Annotated in this window: 16 protein-coding genes; 13 read left to right on the forward strand and 3 right to left on the reverse strand. The window is 71.3% G+C overall.

Annotated features, from left to right (window positions below; genetic code table 11):
* Positions 1-91: 91 nt before the first annotated feature.
* Together pknB and ACR9ZG_RS11565 are read right to left on the reverse strand one after the other, a co-directional pair.
* On the reverse strand, positions 92-1993 hold the full coding sequence (gene pknB, locus ACR9ZG_RS11560; protein WP_481284984.1) for a Stk1 family PASTA domain-containing Ser/Thr kinase: 1902 nt from the start codon (positions 1991-1993) through the stop codon (positions 92-94).
* An 85-nt stretch (positions 1994-2078) separates the two neighbouring features.
* Positions 2079-3236, reverse strand: a complete 1158-nt coding sequence (locus ACR9ZG_RS11565) for a LysM peptidoglycan-binding domain-containing protein (protein WP_481284985.1) — start codon at positions 3234-3236, stop codon at positions 2079-2081.
* Between the two features lie 150 nt (positions 3237-3386).
* Between ACR9ZG_RS11565 and ACR9ZG_RS11570 the strand changes: the two genes are divergently transcribed.
* Positions 3387-3731, forward strand: a complete 345-nt coding sequence (locus ACR9ZG_RS11570; RefSeq protein ID WP_481284986.1) for an Rv2175c family DNA-binding protein — start codon at positions 3387-3389, stop codon at positions 3729-3731.
* Here the strand turns inward: ACR9ZG_RS11570 and ACR9ZG_RS11575 are convergent.
* Positions 3728-4846: a polyprenyl synthetase family protein gene (locus ACR9ZG_RS11575; protein WP_481284987.1), complete on the reverse strand. Its 1119-nt coding sequence runs from the start codon at positions 4844-4846 to the stop codon at positions 3728-3730. The genes ACR9ZG_RS11570 and ACR9ZG_RS11575 overlap by 4 nt on opposite strands.
* A 79-nt stretch (positions 4847-4925) precedes the next feature.
* On the opposite strand from ACR9ZG_RS11575, the gene ACR9ZG_RS11580 reads away from it, so the two are divergent.
* From ACR9ZG_RS11580 to murC, 12 genes are all read left to right on the forward strand, one after another.
* Complete coding sequence (locus ACR9ZG_RS11580; protein ID WP_481284988.1) at positions 4926-5306, forward strand: DUF3040 domain-containing protein; 381 nt, start codon at positions 4926-4928, stop codon at positions 5304-5306.
* Between the two features lie 240 nt (positions 5307-5546).
* Positions 5547-5978 carry a division/cell wall cluster transcriptional repressor MraZ gene (gene mraZ, locus ACR9ZG_RS11585; protein WP_301208174.1) on the forward strand — a complete coding sequence of 144 codons (432 nt, stop codon included), beginning with the start codon at positions 5547-5549 and terminating at the stop codon, positions 5976-5978.
* 100 nt (positions 5979-6078) lie between these two features.
* The gene (gene rsmH / locus ACR9ZG_RS11590; RefSeq protein WP_481284989.1) at positions 6079-7035 is read left to right on the forward strand and encodes a 16S rRNA (cytosine(1402)-N(4))-methyltransferase RsmH; all 957 of its coding nucleotides are present in this window, start codon (positions 6079-6081) and stop codon (positions 7033-7035) included.
* Entirely contained in the window at positions 7032-7664 is a 633-nt protein-coding gene (gene ftsL, locus ACR9ZG_RS11595; RefSeq protein ID WP_481284990.1) for a cell division protein FtsL, read from the forward strand. The genes rsmH and ftsL overlap by 4 nt, the downstream gene beginning before the upstream one ends.
* Positions 7665-7707: 43 nt before the next feature.
* Positions 7708-9450: a peptidoglycan D,D-transpeptidase FtsI family protein gene (locus ACR9ZG_RS11600; RefSeq protein WP_481284991.1), complete on the forward strand. Its 1743-nt coding sequence runs from the start codon at positions 7708-7710 to the stop codon at positions 9448-9450.
* A 26-nt stretch (positions 9451-9476) separates the two neighbouring features.
* Positions 9477-11021 carry a Mur ligase family protein gene (locus ACR9ZG_RS11605; RefSeq protein ID WP_481284992.1) on the forward strand — a complete coding sequence of 515 codons (1545 nt, stop codon included), beginning with the start codon at positions 9477-9479 and terminating at the stop codon, positions 11019-11021.
* Positions 11022-12431, forward strand: a complete 1410-nt coding sequence (locus tag ACR9ZG_RS11610) for a UDP-N-acetylmuramoyl-tripeptide--D-alanyl-D-alanine ligase (RefSeq protein WP_481284993.1) — start codon at positions 11022-11024, stop codon at positions 12429-12431.
* Positions 12428-13540, forward strand: a complete 1113-nt coding sequence (gene mraY / locus ACR9ZG_RS11615; protein ID WP_481284994.1) for a phospho-N-acetylmuramoyl-pentapeptide-transferase — start codon at positions 12428-12430, stop codon at positions 13538-13540. The genes ACR9ZG_RS11610 and mraY overlap by 4 nt, the downstream gene beginning before the upstream one ends.
* Positions 13525-15096, forward strand: a complete 1572-nt coding sequence (gene murD, locus ACR9ZG_RS11620) for a UDP-N-acetylmuramoyl-L-alanine--D-glutamate ligase (protein WP_481284995.1) — start codon at positions 13525-13527, stop codon at positions 15094-15096. The genes mraY and murD overlap by 16 nt, the downstream gene beginning before the upstream one ends.
* Positions 15059-16315, forward strand: coding sequence for a putative lipid II flippase FtsW (gene ftsW / locus ACR9ZG_RS11625; protein ID WP_481284996.1), 1257 nt, complete (start codon positions 15059-15061; stop codon positions 16313-16315). The genes murD and ftsW overlap by 38 nt, the downstream gene beginning before the upstream one ends.
* Positions 16312-17433 (forward strand): UDP-N-acetylglucosamine--N-acetylmuramyl-(pentapeptide) pyrophosphoryl-undecaprenol N-acetylglucosamine transferase, encoded by a 1122-nt coding sequence (locus ACR9ZG_RS11630; RefSeq protein ID WP_481284997.1) that lies wholly within the window; start codon positions 16312-16314, stop codon positions 17431-17433. The genes ftsW and ACR9ZG_RS11630 overlap by 4 nt, the downstream gene beginning before the upstream one ends.
* Before the next feature lie 86 nt (positions 17434-17519).
* Entirely contained in the window at positions 17520-18908 is a 1389-nt protein-coding gene (gene murC, locus ACR9ZG_RS11635; protein WP_481284998.1) for a UDP-N-acetylmuramate--L-alanine ligase, read from the forward strand.
* Positions 18909-19085 lie beyond the last annotated feature (177 nt).

A 19085-nucleotide genomic window follows, 5' to 3' on the forward strand; every position in this document is an offset into this window, starting at 1 on the left:
AGATGTGTATAAGAGACAGTAGCGACAGGACGACGCCCCTCGCGGTTCGTGGCGTGTGCGCGGACGCGGACGGGTGGGGGAGCGAGCGGGCTCAGAAGCCGGCGAAGTTGACGGTGATCTCGGAGCCCTTGGCGACCTGCTCGCCCACGCCCGGGGACACCTTGGCGACGACGAAGGCGGGAGGGGCCACGTCGGCGATCGCGCTGTACTTCAGTGTGAAGCCGGCGTCGGTCAGGGCCTTCTTGGCGACGTCCCACGTCTTGCCGACCACGTCCGGCACCGGGACCGGCTCCGGCCCCTTCGAGATCTCGAGGACGAGGGTGTCGCCCTTGTGCACCGGGTCGGTCTGCGGCTGGGCAGAGATGACGTCGCCCTTGTCGATGCTGTCGCTGTAGCTCTCCGGTCCGGACTGCGCCAGCAGGCCCACGTCGCGGAGGGTCGCGGTCGCGTCCTCGACCGACTTGCCGGAGACGTCGGGGATGGCGCCGAGCGAGACCACGAGGTTGACCGTGGCGGCCTCGGAGTACCCGCCGCCGCCGGAGATGTCGCTGCCGTCGGTCGCCCGGGTCGCCGCGAGCACCGTGCCCGCGGGCACCTTGCCGTCGAACTGCTCGGCGGTCTCGCCCACCTTGGCGCCGTGGCCGGTGATCGCGGCCGTCGCCGCATCGAGCGTCTGACCGGCGAGGGCGGGCAGCTCGATCGGCTTCGGCCCCTGGGAGACGCGCAGCGTCACCTGGCCGCCGCGGTTGACGGGCGTGCCGGCGCCGGGGTCGGTGCTCGACACCATGCCGGCGGCGACCGTGACGCTGTACTCCTCGGCCTTCTTGACGGTGAAGCCGAGATCGGTGAGGGTCGCCGTCGCCTTCTCTGGCGTCGTGTTCACGACGTTGGGCACGTCGACGAGCGAGCCGGGGCCGGCGCCGAAGTACCAGCCCGTGCCTCCGGCCACCCCGGCCAGCAGGATGATCAGCGCGAACAGCCACCAGCCCTTGCCCCGGCGGCGCTTGGCGGCCGCGGTCAGGGTGTCGGCCGCCGACGGCGTGTTCGCGGCGACCTGCTGCCGGATCGCCGGGTTGATGATCTGGGTGTCGCCGTCGACCACGTCGAACGCGGGAGGGAGCACCATCGTGGGCTGGAGGGCGGCCTCGCCGCGGATGGACTTCTCGGCCTCGATCAGCCGGTCCAGCATCTCGCGCGCGTCCTTGGGCCGGCGGTCCGGGTCCTTCTCGGTCGCCCAGAGCACGAGCTCGTCGAGTTCGGCGGGCACGGCGGGGTTCTTGCTGCTCGGGACCGGCACCGCGTCGTTGGCGTGCTGGTAGGCGATCTGCATCGGCTGCTCGCCCTGGAACGGCTGCTGGCCGGTGAGCATCTCGTACATCATGATGCCGAGCGCGTAGATGTCGCTGCGGGCGTCGGCGACGCCGCGGGTGACGAGCTCGGGGGAGAGGTACGCGATCGTGCCGAGCAGCGCCTGCCCGGTCGCGGTGTTCGCGGAGGCGGCGCGCGCCAGGCCGAAGTCGCCGATCTTGATCCGGCCGTCGTCGGCGAGCAGGACGTTCTCGGGCTTGAGGTCGCGGTGGACGATGCCCGCCTTGTGCGCGGCGGCCAGGCCGCTCAGCACGGCCTCCATGATGTCGATGGTCTGCTCGGGCGTCAGCCGGCCGTAGTCCTTGAGCAGGTCGCGCAGCGTGATCCCCGGCAGGTACTCCATCACGAGGTACGCCATGTCGGAGTCCTGGCCCTGGTCGAACACGTTCACCACGTTGGGGTGGGCCAGGCGCGCAGCCGAGCGCGCCTCCTGCACGAACCGGCTCTTGAAGGTGCTGTCGTCGGCCAGGTGCCCGTGCATGATCTTGATCGCCACGCGTCGTTCGAGGCGGAGATCGGTGGCGAGGTAGACCGTCGCCATGCCGCCCCGGGCGATGCGCGAGCGCACCTGATACCGGCCGTCGATGAGACGGCCGATCATCGGGTCGGTCTGGCTGGTGGTCACGAGTCGAGTCTAGGGAACGCGGCCCGCGCGATCCCTGCAAAACACCGGTGTGCTGCGCGGCTGTGACCGGGCTGTGACATTCCGCTCAGCCCAGCTGCGCGAGCCACGCGCGCGCCGAGGGCTCCCACTTCGCGTACGCGTCGGGGAAGGCCGAGAGCTGCACCGCCTGCGCGGCCTGGGTGACCGACATGGCCTGCCACCCCGGGATGTCGAGGAGACCGCGCGTGCGCCCCGGGTTGGGGTTGCCGGCGCCGCCGTAGAAGGCCCTGGTCGCGCGGGTGGCGTCGAGCACCTGCTCCGGGGTGCCCCAGCCGGTGCTCGGCCGCTGCTGGAACAGTCCGAGCGAGTCGCGGTCGCCGTAGCGGACGTTCCGCAGCCCGGACTCCTGCGCAGCCGCAGCGAGGGCGATGACGATGCCCTGGTCTGGCACGCCGGACTCGCGGCCGATGCGCACGATGAGCGCGGCGTTCGCCCGCATCTCGTCGGTGAGCGCGATCACCTGGCCGGGAGCGATGGAGGGCGTCGGCGCGGGGGCCGGCGCCGACACGGGCGCAGAGGCCACCGGAGCGGGCGCGACGGGAGCGGGGGTGTTCACGGCGGCCTGCGTCATGCCGGGGATGGTCACCTGCTGGCCGGGGAAGATCAGGCTGGAGGGGCCGAGCCCGTTGACGCTCAGCACCGCCTTCGTCGGCACGCCGAAGCGCGCGGCGATCCCGCTGATGGTGTCGCCCTTCGCGACGGTGTACTTGGTCGTGGCGGGCGCGGCAGGGGCCGGTGCGGGTCGCGGCGCGGCGGGTGCCTGGCCGCCGGACAGGGCGAGCACCTGCCCGGGGAAGATCAAGCTCTTCCAGCTGAGGCCGTTGAGCGCGAGCACGCTCGCCGTCGACATCCCGAACCGGGCGGCGATGCCGGAGACGGTGTCGCCGGTCTGCACGCGGTAGGTCGCCGGGGCGGCGGCGGTGGAGGTCGCGGCGCTGGAGGTGGTTGCAGCGGAGGCCGGAATGGCGCTGCGGATCGTGCTGCGCGGGGTGCCGGGCTGCTGCCCGGCCCGCGGCCCGGTCTCCGGCCCCTTCTCCCCGGCCGGGTCGGCGCCGTGCGCCTGGGCCTGCGTCGCGGGCGCGAGCACGCCGACCGTCACCGCGATCGAGCTCACGAGCGCGATGGGAACGGTACCGAGGCGGCCGCGCGTGCGCCGCCTCCCTCGCTCGTCGTCCGCCGCTGCGGCGGTGTCGGCCAGTGACATGGGACCCCCACCTCGTGTTGCTCAGCGAGCCTCCACCGTGACACAGGCTGCGGTCAGAGTCAACCAACGTGACGCGTGTGACACGGGTTAACATGATCGTAACAATCGACCGGTGGTTGCCCCCGCCCCGGAACGTGGCACGCTTGAAGCGTGAACGACCGCGTCCAGGCCACCACCGAATGGCTCACCATCCCGGATCTCGTCGACCAGCTCGGACTCGGCGTCAGCCGCGTCCGCCGACTCATCGAAGACCGCCACCTGGCGGCGAAGCGCATCGACGGCGTGCTCAAGGTGCCCGCCGTCTTCCTGAAGGACGGCCAGCCGCTGAGCGAGCTGCACGGCACGCTCATCGTGCTGGGCGATGCCGGCTTCAGCGACGGCGAGGCCGTCGACTGGCTGCTCGAGGAGGAGGAGAGCCTCGGCGCCCCTCCCATCGACGCGCTGCGCGCCGGCCGCAAGGCCGAGGTGCGGCGTGTGGCGCAGGCGCTCGCCTAGGCGCTGCGCCGTGTGACCGTGACCGCGAGGTCGCGGAGGTGCGCCTTCGCCGCCTCGCCGATCGGCGCGGCGTCGAGCGCCGCGATCGCGCGCTCGACGTTCTGCGCGATCATGCGCTCGACCGTGTCGACGGCTCCGGACTCCCGGATGGTCATCTGGAGGGTCTGGATCTGCTGCGGCGTGAGGTCGGGGTCGCCGAGCAGCTCGTCCAGGGCCGCCCGCGCGCCGGCGGGGATCGCCTCGCGGGTGAGCGCGATCAGCACGGTCCGCTTGCCCTCGCGGAGGTCGTCGCCGCTCGGCTTGCCGGTGACCTCGGCGTCGCCGAACACGCCGAGCAGGTCGTCGCGCAGCTGGTACGCGATGCCGAGCGGCAGGCCGAACGCGCGCAGCGCCTCCAGCTGGCCGATCGTTGCCCCTGCCATGCTCGCGCCGATCAGCAGCGGCGACTCGATGCTGTACTTGGCCGACTTGTAGACGATGACGCGCTCGGCGCGGGCCAGCTGGTCGGCGTCCGGGCGGCCGGCCCAGCCGATCTCCTCGAAGATGTCGAGGTACTGGCCGGCGGTCACGTCGATCCGCATCCGGTTGAACTCGGCGCGGGCCGCGCGACGGGCCGCCGGGCTGACGAGCTGCTGCAGGCCCTCGTCGAAGAGCTCGTCGCTGAGGATGAGCAGCAGGTCGCCCAGCAGGGTGGCGGCGCCGAGCCCGAACGCCTCGCCGGACCCCTGCCAGCCCTCCTGGTCGTGGAGCGTCTGGAACCGGCGGTGCGCCGATGGCCTGCCGCGGCGCGTGTCGGAGTTGTCGATCAGGTCGTCGTGGACGAGCGCCGCCGCGTGGAACAGCTCCAGCGCCGCCGCGACCGAGACCACAGCGTCCAGGGGACCGCCGGCGAGCACCGGCGCGTCGTCGGCGTCATCGCCCGCTGTGCGCACCGCCTGCCAGCCCCAGAAGCAGAACAGGGCCCTGAACCGCTTGCCGCCGCTGAGAAAATCCCTTGAGAACGCCGCGATCGGCGAGAGCTCGTCGGCGATGGAGACGAGAATGGAGGCGCGCGCATCGAGGAACCCATCGATTCTGGACTGGATGAGGTCGACGAATCGGATGCTTTCTGACACACGCCTAGCCTAGCCAGACCGGCCAGACTAGAATCAGCCACACACCGCCCCGGACCCGCCAAGAAAGAGGGGGAAACGGATGCCGCTTTCGGAACATGAGCAGCGCCTCCTCGAAGAGATGGAGCGCAGCCTCTATCAGAACGACGCCGACTTCGTCGCCAAGGTCGGGGGCAAGCGGGCACGGCCCGCATACCGTTCGATCGTCCTCGGTGTGCTGATCGCCGTCATCGGCGTCGGCGTCCTGGTGACCGGCGTCTTCGTGCAGCAGCCCATCGTCGGCATCCTCGGCTTCGTCGTGATGTTCGCGGGCGTGCTGGTGGCGATCGCCCCGGGCAAACGCGTCTCGCTCGACGACGCGACGCCCTCCTCCCGTCCCGCCAAGGCGGGCCGCGGCGGTCAGTCCGGCTTCATGGACCGCATGAACGACCGCTGGGACAAGCGCCAGGACGGCGAGCACTAGTCCCTCCACCTTCCTCCCCACGCAGGGCCGATCGAATCGATCGGCCCTTTTTTCATGCCCGCGTTCCTCCCTGGGACGCGCCCGGCCCTCCATTTTCCTCCACCTCGTACTTCCGCGTCTTTCCGCGGTTGTTCGTCCCCATTTCGGGGCAATCGGGCCCGATGTCTCGAGATCGTGGTCGAAAGTGGAGTAAAGTGGAGGCACACCGCAACCTGGGCCGGGAGAGTGGGGGAGGATCCGATGTTCCTCGGTACCTATGCCCCCAAGCTCGACGAGAAGGGGCGCGTCATCCTGCCGGCCAAATTCCGGGATGAGCTCGCGTCCGGTCTCGTCCTCACCCGCGGCCAGGAGCACTGCGTCTACGTCTTCAGTCAGCGCGAGTTCGAATCGCTGCACGAGAAGATCCGCCAGGCGCCGGTGACGAGCAAGCAGGCCCGCGACTACCTGCGCGTGTTCCTCTCGGGGGCGAGCGCAGAGGTCCCGGACAAGCAGAACCGGGTGACCGTCCCCCCGGCGCTGCGCTCGTACGCGGGACTGGATCGCGATCTGGTCGTGATCGGCGCGGGCAGCCGTGCCGAGATCTGGGACTCCCAGGCCTGGGAGACCTACCTGGCGGAGCAGGAGGCGGCGTTCGCGAGCACGGAGGAGGAGGTGATCCCGGGACTGTTCTAGCGCCTGGCGCCGGACTCCCAGCCATTCGCCCTGACGCACTTCCCCGGTGTCAGGTCGGAATGGATGGGGATCCGGAACCAGGAGCCCGTCCCCATCTGTCATGGCTGAGCACGACGACATCCACACCCCGGTCCTCCTCGAGCGGTGCATCGAGCTGCTCGGACCCGCCCTGCAGCGGCCAGGCGCCGTCTTCGTCGACGCGACCCTCGGCATGGGCGGCCACTCCGCCGGCATCCTGGAGCGCTTCCCCGACGTCACGCTCGTCGGGCTCGACCGCGATCAGGAGGCGCTCGCGATCGCGGGGGAGCGGCTCGCCCGGTTCGGCGACCGCGTGCACCTCGTGCACACGGTCTACGACGGCATCCGCGAGGCGCTCGACGGACTCGGCATCGACGAGGCCGACGGCGTGCTGTTCGACCTCGGCGTCTCGTCCCTGCAGCTCGACCGCGTGGAGCGCGGCTTCTCGTACTCGAAGGACGCCCCGCTCGACATGCGGATGGACGGCACGAGCGACCTGACCGCCGAGGTCGTGCTGGCCGAGTACAGCGAGGCCGACCTCCGCCGCATCTTCCGCGACTACGGCGAGGAGAAGCTCGCCGCACGCTACGCACGGCGGATCGTGGAGGCCAGGGAGGCCCGGCCGCTCACGCGCTCCGGCCAGCTCGTCGACCTGATCACGAAGGCGACCCCGGCCGCCCAGCAGCGGCAAGGGCATCCGGCCAAGCGGGTGTTCCAAGCGCTGCGGATCGAGGTCAACCAGGAGCTGGCGGTCCTGGAGCGCGCCATCCCGGCCGCCGTCGACGCCCTGCGCGTCGGCGGTCGCATCGTGGTGGAGGCGTACCAGTCGCTCGAGGACCGCATCGTCAAGCGCGAGCTGCAGACGCGCTCCAGCTCCAGCGCCCCGGCCGGACTGCCGGTGGAGCTGCCGGAGCACCGTCCAGAGCTGAAGCTGCTGATCCGCGGCGCCGAGCTGGCGGACGACGACGAGAAGGCCCGCAACCCGCGGGCCACGCCGGTGCGCCTGCGCGCGGCGGAACGAGTGAGGAGGGCCTCGTGAGCACCAGCACGGCCGCAACGATCGCACGTCGCCCCTCCTGGCTGGGGTCGCACCCCGTGCCCCGGCCCGCAGAGGAGCGCCGCAGCCACCTCGAGGTGGTCCCGACGCGGGCGCAGCGCCGGGCTCGACCCCGCGCCATGTACGCGGTGGTCGCCGTCGCGTCGCTGCTGACGATCGTGGTGGCCCAGCTGCTGCTGAGCATCGGGATCTCGCAGGGCGCCTATCAGCTCGACACGCTGCAGCAGAAGCAGACCACCCTGCAGCGGTCGCTGCAGGCGGCGTCGGAGGACCTCAGCCGCATCTCCTCCCCGCAGAACCTCGCGGCCAACGCGAACGCGCTCGGCATGGTCAGCAACAGCAACCCCGCCTACCTGCGGCTCTCGGACGGCGCCGTGCTCGGCGCGCCGATCGCCGCGAGCGGCGCGGCAGGCACGGTCACCGGCGGCCAGGGCAACCTCGTGCCCAACTCGCTGCTGAGCGGGGTGCCGCTCGCGGGCCAGCAGGCGCAGAACCCTGCACAGACGACCGGCCAGGGCGAGAATTCCACACCCACGGGTGCGGCGACCGGGACTCCGGCCGCTCCGACCGTACCGTTGGAGGGAGCGTTGCCCACCCCGGTGACGCACTGAGCGACACGGCACGGACATCAGGCGAGCGACGACGGGACGGGTAATGGCGAACCGGAAGATGCTGCGGCGGCGCACGGCGCTCACCGTCCTGGCGGTGGCGGCGACGGTCGGCATCCTCGGGGCCAAGCTGGTCGACATCCAGGTCGTGCGCGCCGACGAGCTGCAGAAGCAGTCGGTGAACGCGAAGGAGCAGTCGACGACGCTCTACGGCGACCGGGGGAACATCGTCGACGCCAACGGCACGGTGCTCGCGACGACCGTGTACAAGTACACCGCGCAGGCGTCGCCCTCCGACGCGATCGCCGGCGGCCGGGACAAGATGGTCGAGGCCGCTGCGAAGATCGGCGCGATCACCGGCCAGGGCGGCGACGCGGTGGTCGCGCTCTTCGACGCCGCGCTCAAGGACGACCCGAAGTCGAAGTACGTGCTCGTCAAGTCGGGGATGGACGTCGGCACGTTCGACAAGCTGAACGCCCTTCCCTACCCGTGGCTCACGTTCACCAAGACGCAGGCCCGCAGCTATCCGAACGGCGCGGTCGCGGGCAACCTGCTCGGCTACGTGTCCGAGGCGGGCAACGGCGGCCTCGAGCAGAGCGAGAACGGCTGCCTGGCCGGTGAGAACGGCGTCGAGACGTACCAGCGCGGCGCGGACGACGTCGCCATCCCGGGCAGCACGGTCGTCACCAAGCAGGCGAAGGACGGCGGCACGCTCAAGCTCACCATCGACAGCGACCTCCAGTGGTTCGCCGAGCAGACGCTGGCCCAGCAGGTGGCGGGCACGGGCTCGAAGTTCGGCTTCGTGACGGTGGCCGAGGCCAAGACCGGCAAGATCAAGGCGATCGCCCAGTGGCCGGCCCTCGATCCGAACGACATCGACTCGACCGATCCGTCGTACTGGCGCCTGCAGTCGCTCACCGACCCGCGCGAGCCCGGCTCGACGTTCAAGGCGCTGACCGCGGCGATGCTGATCGACCAGGGCAAGGCGAGCCCGACCTCCCCGGTCCTCGCCCCGTACGAGTGGAAGTCGGGCAACGGCGCCGACCTGCACGACTCCGCCTACCACGACCCCGAGCAGCTGACCCTGACCGGCGTGCTCATGCGCTCCTCGAACACCGGCATGTCGCAGCTCGGCAAGGCCCTCAGCGACCAGACCCGCTACGACTACCTGAAGAAGTTCGGGATCGGGGAGGACACCGGCCTGCCGTACCCCGGCCAGTCGTCCGGCCTCCTGCATCCCGTCTCCGAGTGGGACGACCAGACGAAGTACGCGACCATGTTCGGCCAGGGCGTCTCGACGACCCAGGTGCAGATGGTCGGCGCGTACCAGGCGCTGGCCAACGGCGGCGTGCGCATCCCGCTCAGCATGGTCGAGGGGTGCACCCACCCGGACGGCACCGTGACCGATGTGCCGTCCACCACGGCGACGCCCGTCGTGAGCCCGCAGGCGGCCGCCACGACACTCGGGATGATGGAGTCCGTCGTCACCGACGGCGACCTCGCCAAGCAGCTCCAGATCCCCGGCTACCGCATCGCCGCGAAGACCGGAACGGCCCAGCAGCCGGATGGCAAGGGCGGCTACCTGCCGTCGTACTACGTGTCGGTGATGGGCGTCGCGCCGGTCGACGATCCGCAGTACGTCGTTTCGGTCAACCTCGGATACCCGACTACCATTACTTCGTCGGCAGCCGCCGCTCCGCTGTTCCACACGATCATGAGCCAGGTGCTGAAGACCTACCGGGTGAAGCCGTCGACCTCCAGTCCGGCCGACTATCCGCCCTACTACTGAGAACCACCCCTAGGAAAGTGAGCCCCGTGACAGGACCGGCGCCCTCCTCTTTGCGCCCCGAGCATCCCGTCGCCCGTCCGCTCGCCCAGCTGGTCGCGGAGTTCGGGCTCGACGTGCGCGGTGACCTCGACGCCGTCGAGGTGACCGGCGCAGCGCTCTCCAGCTCGGCGGTCGAGCCGGGCGACCTCTACGTCGGCGTGCCCGGCCGCAACGCGCACGGCGCGAGCTACGCGGTCTCCGCCACGGAGGCCGGGGCCGTCGCGGTCCTGACCGACGAGGAGGGGGCGGAGCTCGCCGCCGACGCGGGCCTCCCGATCATCGTCACGCCCGACCCGCGCGCCGCCCTCGGCGCCGTCGCCGCGTGGATCTACCGCACCGACGAGAACGAGGCGACGCTGTTCGGCGTCACCGGCACCAACGGCAAGACCAGCGTCGTCTACCTGCTGACCGCGATCCTCGGCCAGCTGGGCGTCGTCTCCGGCCTCAGCTCCACGGCAGAGCGCCGGATCGGCGACACGGCGATCACCAGCAAGCTGACGACGCCGGAGGCGACCGAGCTGCACGCGCTCCTCGCCCGCATGCGCGAGGAGCGCGTCCGCGCCGTCGCCGTCGAGGTGTCCGCGCAGGCGCTCAGCCGCCACCGCGTCGACGGGATCGTGTTCGACGTCGCCGGGTTCACGAACCTCAGCCACGACCACCTCGACGACTACGCCGCGATGGACGACTACTTCGAGGCCAAGCTCGAGCTGTTCCAGCCGGACCGCGCCCGTCGCGGCGTCGTCACAGTGGACTCCGACTGGGGTCGTGCGCTCGTGGAGCAGTCGCGCATCCCTGTGACCACCCTCTCCAGCTCGCCCGGCTCTGACGCGGAGTGGACGCTGACCGTGCTCGAGGAGACCATCGACCACACCGCGTTCGCCCTGGAGGGCCCGGAGGGCCGCCGCATCCAGACGCGCGTGCCGCTGCTCGGCGCGTACAACGCGGGCAACGCCGCACTGGCGATCGTGATGCTGGTGGAGTCGGGCTACGACCTCGACGCCATCGGCGCCGCGCTGGAGCGCGACGGCGGGATCGACGCGTACATCCCCGGCCGTGCCGAGCGCCTCTCGGGCGACCGCGGACCGACCGTCTTCATCGACTACGGCCACAGCCCCGACGCCTTCCTCTCCACCCTCAGCGCGCTGCGCAAGGTGACCGATGGCCGGATCGTCATGGTGTTCGGCGCCGACGGCGACCGCGACACCACCAAGCGCACCGACATGGGCGCGATCGCCGCGCGCGGCTCGGACGCCGTGGTCATCACCGACTTCCACCCGCGCTGGGAGGACCCGGCCGCGATCCGCGCCGCGCTCCTCGAGGGCGCGCGCTCGGCCGTCCCCGAGCTGGAGCTGTACGAGGTGCCGGACCCGCGCGCCGCGTTCCGCACGGCGCTGTCGCTGGCGGGCGAGGGCGACGTCGTCCTGTACGCCGGCCCCGGGCACGAGGACTATCAGGAGGTGGCGGGCCAGCGCCTCCCGTACTCCGCCCGCGAGGACGTGCGGCTGGCGCTGCGAGAGGCCGGGTGGCTGTAGATGATCGCGATGACCCTCGCCGAGGTCGCCGCCGCGACCCGCGGCCGGCTGCTGCTCGACGGCACCGGCGCCACGCCCGAGACCGTCGTCGACGGGCTGTCCACCACCGACTCGCGGGAGGTCGTGCCCGGCACGATCTTCTTCGCCAAGCCGGGCGAGTTCACCGACGGCCACCTCTTCGCACCGCAGGCGGCGGAGGCCGGGGCCGCGCTCGTCGTCGTCGACCACGAGCTCGACCTCCCGGTGCCGCAGCTGCTGGTCGACGACACGGTCGTCGCGCTCGGCGACCTCGCCACCGAGGTGATCGCCCGCGTGCGGGCCCTGGGCCGGCTCAAGATTGTCGGCGTCACCGGCTCCAACGGCAAGACGACGACCAAGAACCTGCTGCGCGAGATCCTGGAGCAGGTCGGCCCGACGATCGCGCCGCGCGCCTCCTTCAACAACGAGGTCGGGGCTCCCGTGACCATGTTGCAGGTGACGGAGGAGACGCAGTTCCTCGTCGCCGAGATGGGCGCCAGCGGCATCGGCGAGATCGCGCGCCTCGTGCGCATGGCCCGGCCCGACATCGGGATCGTGCTGAAGGTCGGCCTCGCCCACGCCGGCGAGTTCGGCGGGATCGAGAAGACCCTCGCGGCCAAGACCGAGATGGTCACCGACCTGCTCGACACCGACGTGGCCGTGCTCAACCTCGACGACCCGCGCGTGGCCACGATGGCCGACAAGACCGTCGCCCGCGTGCTGTGGTTCGGCACCGACGAGCGCGCCGAGGTGCGCGCCACCGACATCACGTCGACCGCGCGCGGCACGTCGTTCACGCTGCACCTGCCGGACGGCTCCGCCCGCGCCGTGCAGTTCCGCGTACTCGGCGAGCACCACGTCTGGAACGCCCTGGCCGCCGCCGCGGCCGCCTTCACGCTCGACGTCGACGGCGACCTCATCGTCTCCGCGCTCCAGACCGTGCAGCGCGCGGAGCGCTGGCGGATGGAGGTCATGGGCGGCGACGGCGTGACCGTCATCAACGACGCCTACAACGCGAGCCCCGACTCCATGGCCGCCGCCATCAAGACCCTCGCGCAGATCGCCGAGCCCGGGACGCGCACGGTCGCCGTCCTCGGCGAGATGAGCGAGCTGGGGGAGTTCTCCGGCGAGGAGCACGACCGGATCGGCCTGCTCGCCGTCCGGCTCGGCATCGACCAGCTCGTGATCGTCGGCCCCGCCGCGCGCCGGATGCACATCTCCGCCATCAACGAGGGCTCGTGGAATGGCGAGTCCCTCTACTTCGACACCCAGGACGAGGCGTACGAGTATCTCGCCGGCGCGCTGCGCACCGGCGACACCGTGCTGGTGAAGTCGTCCAACTCGGCGGGGCTGCGCTTCCTCGGCGACCGACTGGGAGAATTGTTCTCGTGAGAGCCCTGCTGACCTCCGGTGCGCTCGCGATGGCGTTCACACTGTTCCTGACGCCCCTGTTCATCAAGCTGTTCCACCGGTTGCAGTGGGGCCAGTTCATCCGCGACGACGGCCCGCAGAGCCACCACGCCAAGCGCGGAACCGCGACCATGGGCGGCATCGTCGTCATCCTCGGCACGCTGTTCGGCTACTTCGTCGCGCTGCTGCTGACCGGCGACCAGACCAGCGTCTCCGCCCTGCTCGTGCTCCTGCTCATGGTGGGCCTCGGCGTCGTCGGGTTCGTCGACGACTTCCTCAAGACCAGGCGCGAGCGCAGCCTCGGCCTCACCGGCTGGGCGAAGGTCGCCGGGCAGGTGATCGTGGCGACCGTCTGGGCGCTGCTGGCGATCATGTGGCCGAACGGCAACGGGTACACGCCGGCGACCATGAGCGTGTCGTTCATCCGCGACCTGCCGATCGACTTCATGTCGATCACGAAGTTCGGCGCGATAGGAGTCATCGTCGGGTACGGCCTGTACCTGATCTGGATCAACTTCATCGTCGCCGCCGCCTCCAACGGCGTCAACGTGACCGACGGCCTCGACGGGCTCGCCTCCGGCGCCTCCATCCTCGCCATCGGGGCGTACATCATCATCGGCTTCTGGCAGTCGATCCAGTCGTGCGCGAGCATCAATCTCAACCCGGCCAACGTGCCCAAGTGCTACGAGGTGCGCGATCCGTTCGACCTCGCGATCGTCGCGACGGCGATCGTGGGCGCCGTGGTCGGCTTCCTGTGGTGGAACACCTCGCCCGCGCAGATCTTCCTGGGCGACACCGGTTCGCTGGCCCTCGGCGGCGCGGTCGCCGCGCTGGCGATCCTCAGCCACACCGAGCTGCTGCTCGTGCTCATCGGCGGCCTGTTCGTCATCGAGGCCGGGTCGGTGATCGTGCAGCGGGCGTACTTCAAGCTCACGCACGGCAAACGCATCTTCCTGATGAGTCCCATCCATCATCACTTCGAGTTGAAGGGATGGGCCGAGGTCACGGTCGTCGTGCGCTTCTGGATCATCGGCGGCCTGCTCGTCGCGGCCGGCGTCGGCTCCTTCTACCTCGAATGGCTGGCAACATGAGCTCCGCATCCGACGTGGCCGGGCGTCTCGCCGGCCTGACCAGCTGGCACGCCGACTGGCGGGGCCTGCGGGTCGCCGTCTACGGCCTGGGCGTGACCGGGTTCTCGGTCGCCGACACCCTGGCCGAGCTGGGCGCGGAGGTGCTCGTCGTCGCCGCGAAGGCCGACAGCGAGCGGGCGATGCTGCTGGAGGTCATCGGCGCCGAGCTCGTGGAGCAGCCGGACCTCTCCACCCCGCCGGAGCGGCTGACCGCCTTCGACCCCGAGCTCGTGATCGTGTCTCCCGGCTTCCACTGGGACCACCCGCTGCTGCTCTGGGCGCAGGAGCGCGGCACCGCGGTCTGGGGCGACATCGAACTGGCCTGGCGGCTGCGCGACAAGGTCGCCCGGCCGGACGGCGCCGAGGGCCCTGCTGACTGGATCTGCGTCACCGGCACCAACGGCAAGACCACGACCGTGCAGCTCACCGCGACGATGCTGCTCGCGGACGGCCGCCGGGTGGCGCCGTGCGGCAACATCGGGGTCCCCGTCCTCGACGCGATCCGCGACCCCGAGGGGTTCGACGTGCTCGTGGTTGAGCTCTCCAGCTACCAGCTGCACTGGGTGAACCGGAACCAGGAGGGCGCGCTCTCGCCGTTCTCCGCCGCGTGCCTCAACATCGCCGACGACCACCTCGACTGGCACGGCTCGCTGGAGGCGTACACCGCGGCGAAGGCCAAGGTCTACGACAACACCCGGGTCGCCTGCGTGTACAACCGCGCCGACAAGGCGACGCTCCGGATGGTCGAGGAGGCGGAGGTCGTCGATGGCGCGCGCGCCATCGGCTTCGGCCTCGACGTCCCCGGCCCGAGCGACTTCGGGATCGTCGACGGCATCCTGTGCGACCGCGCCTTCCTCGACGACCGCTTCACCAGCGCCCTGGAGTTGACGACCCTCGACGAGCTGCGCGAGGCGGGCCTCGCCGCGCCGCACGTGGTCGCGAACATCCTCGCCGCCAGTGCTCTCGCCCGCTCGTACGGCGTCGAGCCGCAGACCGTCCGCGACGTGCTGACCGCGTTCCGGCTCGACGCGCACCGCATCGAGGTCGTCCGGGTCGAGGGCGGGGTGAGCTGGGTCGACGACTCCAAGGCGACCAACCCGCACGCGGCCGACGCCTCCCTGCGCGCCTACCCCTCGGTGGTGTGGGTGCTGGGCGGACTGCTCAAGGGCGTCGACATCGACGCCCTGGTGGCCGCGCACGTCGAGCGGCTGCGCGGTGCCGTGCTGATCGGGACGGACCGGGAGGCCGTGCTCGCGGCATTCCGGCGACACGCGCCCGGGCTGCCGGTGCTCGAGGTGGAGGCCGACGAGACTGAGAGGGTCATGCCGACGGCGGTGCGTCTGGCCGGCGGACTCGCCCGCGAGGGCGACACGGTCCTGCTGGCGCCCGCGGCGGCGTCGATGGACCAGTTCGCCGATTACGCGGAGCGAGGGCGCCTCTTCCAGGCGGCCGTCAACGAGTTCTTGGGAGGTGAGGCGGATGACGACGAGCCCGCCTCGCGTCCCGACGCGGACTGACCGGGCGCCGCAGGATCCCGCGGCCGACCGCTCGCGTCTCGCCGGGCTGACCGCCCGGATCTCCCTAGGCCGGTCCGTCTCCTCCGAGTCGGCGAACTACTTCCTGCTGGCCGGCACGACGCTGTTCATGGTCGTCTTCGGACTGGTCATGGTGCTGTCGAGCTCGGCGGTGGAGTCGCACAACGACAGCAACAACTTCTTCGCGGCCTTCTGGTCGCAGGGCGCCTATGCGCTCGTCGGTCTGCCGCTGATGTTCCTGGTGTCGCGCCTGCCGCTGATGTTCTGGCGGCGGACGATCTGGTTCCTGCTCGCCGGGGCCTGCTTCCTGCAGGTGCTCGTGCTGCTGACGCCGCTCGGCGTCGAGATCGGCGGCAACCGCAACTGGTTGCGGATCGGCGGGTTCTCCGTCCAGCCGTCCGAGGCGATCAAGCTCGCGCTCGTGGTCTGGCTCGGCGTCGTGCTCTCGCGCAAGAAGGACATGCTCGACGACTGGCGGCACGTCGTCGTCCCGGTCCTCCCGGTCGCGGGAGGCGCCATCGGCCTGGTCCTGCTCGGCGGCGACCTCGGGACGACGATGATCATGGCCGGCATCGTGCTCGGCGGGCTGTACTTCGCCGGCGTGCGCCTCCGCTACCTCCTCACCGGCATCGCGGCGGTCGCGGTGCTCGCGTTCTTCGTCGCCATCTCGAGCGCGAGCCGGCTGGGGCGCATCGCCGCCATGTTCGGCGGCACGAGCGCGGCCAACCCGGACGTCAACTGGCAGATCGACAACGGCTTCTACGCCCTCGCGTCCGGCGGTGTGTTCGGCGTCGGCCTCGGCAACTCGCACTCGAAGTGGTCCTGGCTCCCTGCCGCCGACACCGACTTCATCTTCGCGATCATCGGGGAGGAGCTGGGGCTGATCGGCGCCGTCGTCGTGCTGCTGCTGTTCGTGCTGCTCGCGGTCATGTTCCTGCGCATCATCCACGCCTCCACGGACCTGTTCCCACGGGTGACGACCGCGGCCGTCATGGTCTGGATCATCGGTCAGGCATTCGTCAACATCGCCGTGGTGCTGGGCGTCATCCCGGTGCTCGGCGTCCCGCTCCCACTGATCTCCAGGGGAGGGACTGCCATCATCTTCTCCATGGTCGCCATCGGTATCGTGCTGTCCTTCGCCCGCCAGTCCTCCAAGGACGCCCGTCGTGCCAAGGGGCTCGACCAGGGGGCCGTGCAGTGACCCGCTACCTCCTGGCCGGCGGCGGCACCGCCGGCCATGTGAACCCGCTGCTGGCCGTGGCCGACCGCCTCCGCCGCGACGAGCCGGACGCCGAGATCGTCGTCCTCGGCACGAAGGAGGGGCTGGAGGCGCGGCTCGTCCCCGCGCGCGGCTACGAACTCGCGACCATCCCCAAGCTGCCGTTCCCGCGCCGCCCCAACGGTGCTGCGCTGCGGTTCCCCGGCGAGTACCGCCGGTCGATCCGTACCGTGCGCTCGCTCATCCGCGAGCGCGGCATCGACGTCGTGGTCGGCTTCGGCGGCTACGCCTCGGCGCCCGCGTACTCCGCGGCACGCGCCGAGAGGATCCCGCTGGTGCTGCACGAGGCGAACGCGCGTCCCGGACTCGCGAACCGCCTCGGCGCCCGCTACACGCCGTGGGTCGGAGTCGCCTTCGAGGGCACCCGGTTGCGGCACGCGCGCTTCGTCGGCATGCCGCTGCGGGTGGAGATCGAGCAGCTGGACCGCGTCGCCGCCCGGCCGGAGGCGCTGACCGCGTTCGGTCTCGCGGACGACCGGCCGACCCTCCTCGTCACCGGCGGCTCGCTGGGCGCCCGCCGGCTGAACGGCACCATCGCCGAACGCGCGCGGGAGCTGACCGCCGCCGGCTGGCAGGTGCTGCACATCCAGGGCGGTCGCGGCGAGCTGAGCGACCCCGGCATCGAGCACTACCGTCTGCTCGACTACTGCGACCGGATGGACCTCGCCTTCGCCCTGACCGACGTCGCCGTCGCGCGGGCGGGCGCCGCGACCGTCTCGGAGTTCGCGGCCCTCGGCATCCCCGCCGTCTACGTCCCGTTCCCGATCGGCAACGGCGAGCAGCGCTTCAACGCCGCGGGCGTCGTGGAGGCAGGAGGCGGCATCCTCGTCGACGACGCCGCGTTCCTGCCCGGCTGGGTCGACAGCGAGCTGCTGCCGCTGCTGGCCGACCGCACCCGCGTCGCCGCGATGGGGGAGCGGGCCGCGAGCGCCGGCGTGCGCGACGGCTCCGACCGGATGGTGGCGCTGATCCACGACGCGCTGGGCTCCTCAGTGCCGGGCTCCTCCGCGCCGGGCCCCTCCTCCGCGGGCTCCGCCTGACGCCGTGTGAGAATGGACTGAGCCCTGATGGAGCCCGACCGCACCGACCGAAGGCAGTACCTGTGACGATCAAACCCGACCTCTCCATGCCGCTCCCCGAGGAGCTCGGCCGACTGCACTTCGTCGGCATCGGCGGCTCGGGCATGAGCGGCATCGCACGCCTGTTCCTCCAGGCCGGCTACACCGTCACCGGCTCGGACGTCCGGCACTCGGCCAACATCGACACGCTGCGCGACCTCGGCGCGACCATCGCGATCGGCCACGACGCGGCCAACGTCGGCGACGCCGACACGCTGGTCGTCACCGGTGCGCTGTGGCAGGACAACCCCGAGTACCAGCTCGCCCTCGCGAACGGCCTCCCGGTGCTGCACCGGTCGCAGGCGCTCGCCTGGCTGATCAACCGCAAGCGCCTCGTCGCGGTCGCCGGCGCGCACGGCAAGACGACCTCCACCGGCATGATCGTCACCGGCCTGCTGGGCCTCGGCGAGGACCCGAGCTTCGTCAACGGCGGCGTCATCGCCTCCCTCGGCACGAGCTCACAAGCGGGCGACGGCGAGCTGTTCGTGGTGGAGGCGGACGAGTCGGACGGCTCGTTCCTGCTGTACGACACCGCGGTCGCCCTCATCACCAACGTCGACCCCGACCACCTCGACCACTACGGGTCGCTGGCGGCGTTCGAGGACGCCTTCGTCACCTTCGCCCGCGAGGCGAACGAGCTCGTGGTCGTCTCCTCCGACGACCCAGGCGCGGTGCACGTGACGAACCGCCTCCGCGAGCAGGCGCCGGACAAGCGCATCGTGACGTTCGGCGAGGCCGACAGCGCCGACGTGCGCGTCCACTCCGTCGTCACGGACGGCCCGGTCGCCTTCACCCTGACCTTCGACGGGCAGGACTACCCCGCCCGGCTGCGGGTGCCCGGCCGGCACAACGCGATCAACGCGGCCGGCGCGTTCGCCGTCCTGACCGGTCTCGGCTTCGACCCGGCGGCGTCGCTCGCCGCGATCACGGAGTTCGGCGGCACCGAGCGCCGGTTCGAGCTGCACGGCACCGTCGGCGGCGTGAGCGTCTACGACGACTACGCGCACCACCCGACCGAGGTCGCCGCCGCCCTCTCCGCCGCCCGCACGGTCGTGGGGGAGGGCCGCATCATCGCGGTGCACCAGCCGCACCTGTACAGCCGCACGCGCCTGTTCGCCAAGGAGTTCGCGGAGACCCTCGAGCGCTACGCCGACGAGACCGTCGTGCTCGACGTGTACGGCGCCCGCGAGGACCCGGAGCCCGGCGTCACCGGCGCCCTCGTCGCCGAGCGCTTCGAGCACCCCGAGAACGTCGCCTTCATCGCCGACTGGCAGCAGGCGGCCGACCACACGGCCGAGATCGCCCGCGAGGGCGACTTCGTCATCACCCTCGGCTGCGGCGACGTCTACCGCATCGTGCCCCAGCTCCTGGACTCGCTCCGTCGCGTGCGCGGGTAGCCGGTGAAGCGTCCCCAGGGCTACGACCGGCCGCCGGCTCCGGCGGCCCCGCCCGCGGCGGCGCCCCCCCCCGCCGAATGGGGCGCGGATGGGGGGGCCCGCGCCGAGTCGTGCCCACAGGCCGCGACTCGACGCCGCAGGCCGCAACGCCGCACGACTCCGCGGGCGGGCGCGGGC

The organism is Leifsonia sp. KNZ12-8B, from assembly GCF_056755495.1.